This is a genomic window from Bradyrhizobium sp. BR2003 (assembly GCF_009720285.1).
Taxonomy (GTDB): Bacteria; Pseudomonadota; Alphaproteobacteria; order Rhizobiales; family Xanthobacteraceae; genus Bradyrhizobium; species Bradyrhizobium elkanii.
Window position 1 is genome coordinate 112,710 of the sequence record NZ_SMYJ01000016.1, and the last position, 6,492, is coordinate 119,201.

The 6,492-nt window shown below is 67.1% G+C and carries 6 protein-coding genes; 3 read left to right on the forward strand and 3 right to left on the reverse strand.

Features of this window, described 5'->3' with window-relative positions:
• Positions 1 to 76 precede the first annotated feature (76 nt).
• On the forward strand, positions 77 to 805 hold the full coding sequence (locus E2I15_RS11525; RefSeq protein ID WP_038386477.1) for an alpha/beta fold hydrolase: 729 nt from the start codon (positions 77 to 79) through the stop codon (positions 803 to 805).
• A 68-nt stretch (positions 806 to 873) separates the two neighbouring features.
• Here E2I15_RS11525 and paoC read toward each other — a convergent pair whose 3' ends face one another.
• The 3 genes from paoC to paoA are packed head-to-tail and all read right to left on the reverse strand — an operon-like array spanning position 874 to position 4,694.
• The gene (paoC, locus tag E2I15_RS11530) at positions 874 to 3,075 is read right to left on the reverse strand and encodes an aldehyde oxidoreductase molybdenum-binding subunit PaoC (protein ID WP_137477226.1); all 2,202 of its coding nucleotides are present in this window, start codon (positions 3,073 to 3,075) and stop codon (positions 874 to 876) included.
• A 30-nt stretch (positions 3,076 to 3,105) separates the two neighbouring features.
• Positions 3,106 to 4,056 carry an FAD binding domain-containing protein gene (locus E2I15_RS11535; RefSeq protein WP_137477227.1) on the reverse strand — a complete coding sequence of 317 codons (951 nt, stop codon included), beginning with the start codon at positions 4,054 to 4,056 and terminating at the stop codon, positions 3,106 to 3,108.
• Positions 4,053 to 4,694: an aldehyde dehydrogenase iron-sulfur subunit PaoA gene (gene paoA / locus E2I15_RS11540; RefSeq protein ID WP_028339496.1), complete on the reverse strand. Its 642-nt coding sequence runs from the start codon at positions 4,692 to 4,694 to the stop codon at positions 4,053 to 4,055. The genes E2I15_RS11535 and paoA overlap by 4 nt, the downstream gene beginning before the upstream one ends.
• Positions 4,695 to 5,104: 410 nt before the next feature.
• On the opposite strand from paoA, the gene E2I15_RS11545 reads away from it, so the two are divergent.
• Positions 5,105 to 5,866 carry a crotonase/enoyl-CoA hydratase family protein gene (locus E2I15_RS11545; protein WP_137477228.1) on the forward strand — a complete coding sequence of 254 codons (762 nt, stop codon included), beginning with the start codon at positions 5,105 to 5,107 and terminating at the stop codon, positions 5,864 to 5,866.
• A 61-nt stretch (positions 5,867 to 5,927) separates the two neighbouring features.
• On the forward strand, positions 5,928 to 6,492 hold a 565-nt coding region (locus tag E2I15_RS11550), incomplete at its 3' end, for a metallophosphoesterase (RefSeq protein WP_196238900.1).

Sequence of the window (6,492 nt, forward strand, 5' to 3'; positions counted from 1 at the left end):
GTTCCCGTTCCGGAACGAGGGCTTGAATCCTGGCGCTTCCACGCTCACCTCTGATGAAACGTGGGGAACTGTATCAATGCCATTCGCCAATCACCGGGGCCAGCGCATCCATTACACCGTCGAGGGATCCGGGCCGCTGATCGTGCTGCAGCACGGTCTCTTGCTCGACGCCGCGAGCTGGAAACAGTGCGGCGTAGTCGACGCGCTTGCCGATCGCTTTCGTGTCGTCTGCGTCGATTCGCTCGGACATGGCCTGAGCGACAAGCCCGCCGATCCGGCACTCTATAATCAGGCGCAGCGCGCCGGCGACATCGTCGCCGTGATCGACGATCTCGGCGGCGAGCGCGCCCATGTGGTGGGACACTCGATGGGCGGCTGGGTCGCGGTCGGTGTCGCCCGGTTTTTCCCGGCGCGGCTGGCGTCGCTGGCGATCGGCGGCTGGGACTTTCTCACCGGACTGCCGCGCGGCAATGCCGGCCCGCTGACCTACGGCGCCTTCATCACCTTTGCCCGTCGCACCGTGCCGGAGCTTGCCGAATGGGTGACGCCGGATCTCGAAGGCGGCGTGCGCGCCTGCTTCAATGCGCTCGGCCAGGTCGACGGCGCCAAGGACGCCGTGCTGTCCTCGCGCGTGCCCGTGCTGCTGTGGAACGGGCAGGACGACGGACCGCATGCGCCGATGCAGCGCTTCGCCGCAGAGAATGGCCTCGATGCGATGTCGGTGCCCGGCGATCACCTCGGCGCGCTGTTTCAGCACGGCGCTGCGATCGGCCGGGGCATCGGCTCGTTCGTCGGGCGCGGCTAAAGCACGATCCGGAAAGTGCGAAGCGGTTTTCTGAGCGCGATGACGATTCGACCTAATCGCATCGCGCTTTAGACCGGCATCCCTGCGAGCAGCTTGTCGAGCGTGATCGGATAGTCGCGCACGCGAACGCCGGTCGCGTTGTGGACCGCATTGGCGATCGCGGCGGCGACGCCGCAGATGCCGAGCTCGGCGACGCCCTTGGCCTTCATCGGCGATGAGATCGGGTCGGTCTCGTCGAGGAAGATCATCTCCTGATGCGGGATGTCGGCATGGACCGGCACCTCATAGGCAGCAAGGTCGTGATTGATGAACAGGCCGTGACGCTTGTCGACCACGAGGTCCTCCATCAGCGCAGCGCCGACGCCCATGGTCATCGCGCCGATCACCTGGCTGCGCGCCGCTTTCGGATTGAGGATGCGGCCCGCCGCGCAGACCGCAAGCATCCGCCGCACCCGGATCTCCGCCGTGTCGGCATCGACGCCGACCTCGACGAAATGCGCGCCGAAGGTCGACTGCTGGTAGGTTTTCGCGAGATCGCCATACTCGATGGCATCCTCCGCCACGAGGTCGCCGCCGCCGGCGGCCTGCGCCAGCGGCACGCTGCGATTGCCGGAGCGGACCACGCCGTCGGCAAACACCGCCTCCTCGGAATTGAAGCCGAGCTTCTGCGCAATGGTCTCGCGCAGCTTGGTGCAGGCGGCATAGACGCCGGCGGTGGAATTGTTGCCGCCCCACTGCCCGCCCGAACCGCAGGACACCGGAAAGTCGGAATCGCCGAGCCGCACTGCGACCTTGTCCAGCGGCACGCCCATCATCTCGGCGGCGGTCTGCGCGATGATGGTGTAAGAGCCGGTGCCGATGTCGGTCATGTCGGTCTCGACTGTCACGATGCCGTTCTGGCCGAGACGAACGCGGGCCGCCGATTTGGTCACGAGATTGTTGCGGAACGCCGCGGCGACGCCCATCCCGACCAGCCAGCGTCCGTCGCGGACCTCGCCGGGTTTCGGGTTGCGCTTGTCCCAGCCGAACCGCGCCGCGCCACCGCTCAAGCACTGCACCAGTTGCCGCTGCGAGAAGTGCCGCTCCGGATGCTCGGGGTCGACCTGGGTGTCGTTGCTGATGCGCAGCGCGACCGGGTCGATGCCGAGCTTGTCGGCGAGCTCGTCGATCGCGATCTCGAGCGCCATCATGCCGGAGGCTTCTCCGGGCGCGCGCATCGCATTGCCCTCCGGCAGATCGAGCGCCGCAAGCCGCGTCGCCGTCATCCGGCTGGCACCGGCATACAGCAGCCGCGTCTGGCTCACCGCCATCTCGGGCTCGCCGTCCTTGACATTGCCGGACCAGCTTTCGTGGCCGATCGCGGTGATCTTGCCGTCGCGCTCGGCGCCGATGCGGATGCGCTGGATCGTCGCCGGACGGTGCGTCGTGTTGTTGAACATCAGCGGACGTTGCAGCGCGACCTTGACCGGACGGCCCGCCGCGCGGGCGCCGAGCGCGGCGAGCAGCACCTCGGCGCGCAGGAACAGCTTGCCGCCGAAGCCACCGCCGATATAGGGCGACACCAAACGGACATTCTCCTTGGGGATGCCGAGCGTCTTCGCCAGGTCCTCGGTGCCCCAGGCGATCATCTGGTTGGAGGTCCAGACCGTGAGCCTGTCGCCGTCCCAGGCCGCGATCGAAGCATGCGGCTCCATCATCGCGTGGCCCTGATCGGGCGTCGTGTAGGTGGAGTCGACCTGCACCGGCGCAGCAGCGAAGGCGGAGGCGAAATCGCCGACAGCGGTATCGGCCGGGCCGCCGAATGACGGGTGCGGCGTGATGCCCTTGTCCCGCTCCGCGGCGAGATCGAACTTGCCGTCACCCCTGACGTAATCGATCCGGACCAGTTGCGCCGCGGCCCGCGCCTGCTCAAAGGTCCCGGCGACGACGATCGCGACGGCCTGGTGATAGTGCGCGATCTCGGGCCCGCCGAGCAGCGGTGCCGCATTGCGCTCGCCCTTGCCGAGCTTGCCCGCATTGTCCGATGTAACGACGGCGAGCACGCCGGGTGCAGCCTTCGCCGCCTCGAGATCGATCGAACCGATCCGCCCTTTGCCGATCGCCGAACCGACCACGTAGCCATAGGCCTGGTTGACCGCGACGTCGTGCCGCTCATAGGCGTAAGGCGCGGTGCCGGTGGTCTTGAGCGGCCCCTCGATCCGGCTGGTCGGGTGGCCGATCACCTTGAGCTGGTCGATCGGATTGAAGGTGGCGGGATGTTCAAAACGCATGATGTCAGGCCCTCATCTTAAGCCTTCGTTTCAAGCTCTGGCCTCGCGCAGCACCGCCGCCAGCGTTCGCTCGGCGAGCGGCAGCTTGTACGCATTGTCCTTGGTCGGCTTCGCATCGGCGAAGAGGCGCGCAGTGACGGCCTTGGCGCCAGCAGGCAATTCCGCCTCCGCCGCCTCGACGCGCCACGGCTTGTGCGCCACGCCGCCGAGCGCGACGCGGCCGGTGCCGTCGCGCTGCACGATCGCGGCAACCGAGACCAGCGCAAAGGCATAAGAGGCGCGGTCGCGCACCTTGCGATAGGCCTGCGCGCCGCCGACCGGTTTCGGCAGCACCACCGCGGTGATCAGTTCGCCCGGCTCCAGGCTGGTTTCGATCTCGGGACTGTCGCCGGGCAGACGATGCAGCTCGGCGATCGGGATGCTGCGCGTGGTGCCGTCGGGCCGCACCGTCTCCACGGTCGCGTCGAGCGCGCGCATCGCCACCGCCATGTCGCTCGGATGGGTCGCGATGCAGGCGTCGCTCACACCGACCACCGCATGCTGGCGGCTGAAGCCGCCGATCGCGGCGCAGCCGCTGCCGGGCTTGCGCTTGTTGCAGGGCAGATTGGTATCGTAAAAATAGGGACAGCGCGTCCGCTGCAGCAGATTGCCCGCGGTCGTCGCCTTGTTGCGCAACTGGCCGGAGGCGCCGGCGAGCAGTGCGCGCGACAGCACGCCATAGTCGCGCCGCACGCGTAAATCGGCGGCGAGATCGGTGTTGCGCACCAGCGCGCCGATCCGCAGGCCGCCCTCCGCGGTCTCCTCGATGCGATCGAGCGCCAGGTCGTTGACGTCGATCAGATGCGCCGGCGTCTCGATCTCGAGCTTCATCAGGTCGAGCAGATTGGTGCCGCCGGCAATGAACTTGGCGTTCGCGGTGCCGGCGGCGGCTGCGGCCGCCGCGCCCGGCGAGGCGGCGCGCTCATAGCTGAATGATCTCATGCGCTCCTCCCGGCGACCTCGCTGATCGCCTCGGCGATGTTGGAATAGGCGCCGCAGCGGCAGATGTTGCCGCTCATGCGCTCGCGGAGCTCGGCATTGGTCAGTCGCAGCGGCGCATTTAGATCCGCCGTGACATGGCTTGGGATGCCGGCCTTGACCTCGGCAAGCACGGCGACCGCCGAGCAGATCTGGCCCGGCGTGCAATAGCCGCATTGATAGCCGTCATGCTCGACGAACGCCGCCTGCAGCGGATGCAGCCCGTCCGGCGTGCCGAGCCCCTCGATCGTCGTGATCTCGTCGCCCTGATGCATCACGGCGAGCGTCAGGCAGGAATTGATCCGCCGCCCGTCGACGAGCACGGTGCAGGCGCCGCATTGGCCGTGGTCGCAGCCCTTCTTGGTGCCGGTCAGATGCAGGTGCTCGCGCAGGGCATCGAGCAGCGTGGTCCTGGTGTCGAGCTCGAGCTGGTGGGTTTCGCCGTTCACGTCGAAGGATACTCTCGTCATCACGGGCGCTCCGGTCGGTGCAGATTGGGCGGCCGCAGGCGGAGGCGTCGCGATCGACGACGCCGCAAGCGAGGCGGCTCCAACAATCAACAGATGGCGCCGCGATAGTTCCAAACGTCCGGAGATTTGCATGCCGCCGCTCTCCTCAAGTCAGCCGAACGCGGAACCAGCGACAACGACGTGTCGAGGTCGGCTCGGCCTGTCAGCAAAGGGGGGAATGCCGCGAACGGCGGAATGTTTCTCGCGGGGAAGTTAAACTCGTCGCGAGCGCCGCGGCCGCTCCTGAGCCGCTCCTGGGAGGCAGCAGCGCCATCAGGCGCGGCCGGCCTGCGCGGCAGCATCGTCGTACAGGTCCCGCCTACGACCAACGTCCGCTGCCCGAATCGCGAAATTCCGGTTAGCTGCATTGCGCCGTCTTCATGCTCGCCCACAGGGAAAAGCGGCCCGGAACACGTTGGAGCTCTTGGGGCTTGCACCCAATCATGTAGGATGGCGGCACGACCTCCACCGGCGACGATGCCGGCCGACCCTGGGACCGCTCGATGACCGCGCATGTCATAGTGACCGACGAAGCCGCCACGCGCGTGATCCGGCTGCGCAGGCCCGAGAAGAAGAACGCGATCACCCAGGAGATGTTTCGCGCGATCAGCGACGCGATCGACAAGGCGCAGAACAATCCGAAGATCCGCTGCCTGATCATCACCGGCGGCTCCGGCGTGTTCACCGCGGGCAACGACATCGAGGACCTGCTCGCGCAGGGCACCTCGACCGGCGAGACGCCGCCGGCCTCCGACCTCGTCAAGTTCCTGTATTCGCTGGCCCACAATGTGAAGCCGATCATCGCCGCCGTCGACGGCGTCGCGATGGGTATCGGCACCACCATGCTGTTTCACTGCGACTATGTGCTCGCCAGCAAGACCGCGCTGTTCTCGACGCCGTTCTCCAATTTCGGCCTGGTGCCGGAAGGCGCCTCAAGCCTGTTGATGCCGCGCATGATGGGCCACCAGCGTGCTTTCGCGATGCTGGTGATCGGCCGCACCATGTCGGCCGACGACGCCCGTGTCGCAGGCTTCGTCAACACCGTGGTGGCGCCGGGGCATGCCGAGGTGGAGGCGCACAAGGTGGCGCGCGAGATCTGCGCGCTGCCGGCCGAGGCGGTGGCGATCTCGCGGCGCCTGATCCGGCTGCCGCCGGAGGACGTCACCCGCCGCATCGAGCAGGAGAACCATCTGTTCAGCGAACGGATGCGCTCCAAGGAGGCAATCGAGGCGTTCAAGGCATTCATGGCTCGCCCGAAGGATTGAAACGAAGCGTCGCAAAATTGTAGTGGCGCGGCGCCATGATCCCGTGCTCCATGGACAGGTCATGAGACAGCCCCGCCTTTCCCCTCTCGCCGCGGCCTGCGCGTTCGGACTGGCCGTAGCAAGCCCCCGCCTGGCGCAGGCCGCAGAGCCGGTCGACTTGCGCATTCTCGCGATCAACGATTTCCACGGCTATCTGCGGCCGCCGCCGGGCGGCATCCGCATCACCGATCCCACTGATGCGACCAGGAAGATCATGGAGCCCGCCGGCGGCGCGGAGCGGATGGCCACCATCGTCAAGCAGCTGCGCGATGGCCACAAGAACAACATCTTCGTTGCGGCCGGCGACCTGATCGGCGCGAGCCCGTTCCTGTCGGCGATGTTTCACGACGAGCCGACCATCGAGTCGCTCTCGCTGATGGGGCTTGCGATCTCCTCGGTCGGCAATCACGAATTCGACGAGGGCAAGGACGAGCTGCTGCGGATGCAGAATGGCGGCTGCCATCCGGTCGACAAATGCCAGGGGCCGCACCCGTTCACCGGGGCCAAATTCCGCTATCTCGCGGCCTCTACGATCGACAAGGCGACCGGCAAGCCGGTGTTTCCGCCCTACGAGATCAAGCAGTTCG

Excerpts from the sequence above, each read along its gene's own strand:
- E2I15_RS11525 (WP_038386477.1), top strand. The coding sequence starts at position 77 with ATGCCATTCGCCAATCACCGGGGCCAGCGCATCCATTACACCGTCGAG.
- paoC (WP_137477226.1), bottom strand. The coding sequence starts at position 3,075 with ATGCGTTTTGAACATCCCGCCACCTTCAATCCGATCGACCAGCTCAAG.
- E2I15_RS11535 (WP_137477227.1), bottom strand. The coding sequence starts at position 4,056 with ATGAGATCATTCAGCTATGAGCGCGCCGCCTCGCCGGGCGCGGCGGCC.
- paoA (WP_028339496.1), bottom strand. The coding sequence starts at position 4,694 with ATGCAAATCTCCGGACGTTTGGAACTATCGCGGCGCCATCTGTTGATT.
- E2I15_RS11545 (WP_137477228.1), top strand. The coding sequence starts at position 5,105 with ATGACCGCGCATGTCATAGTGACCGACGAAGCCGCCACGCGCGTGATC.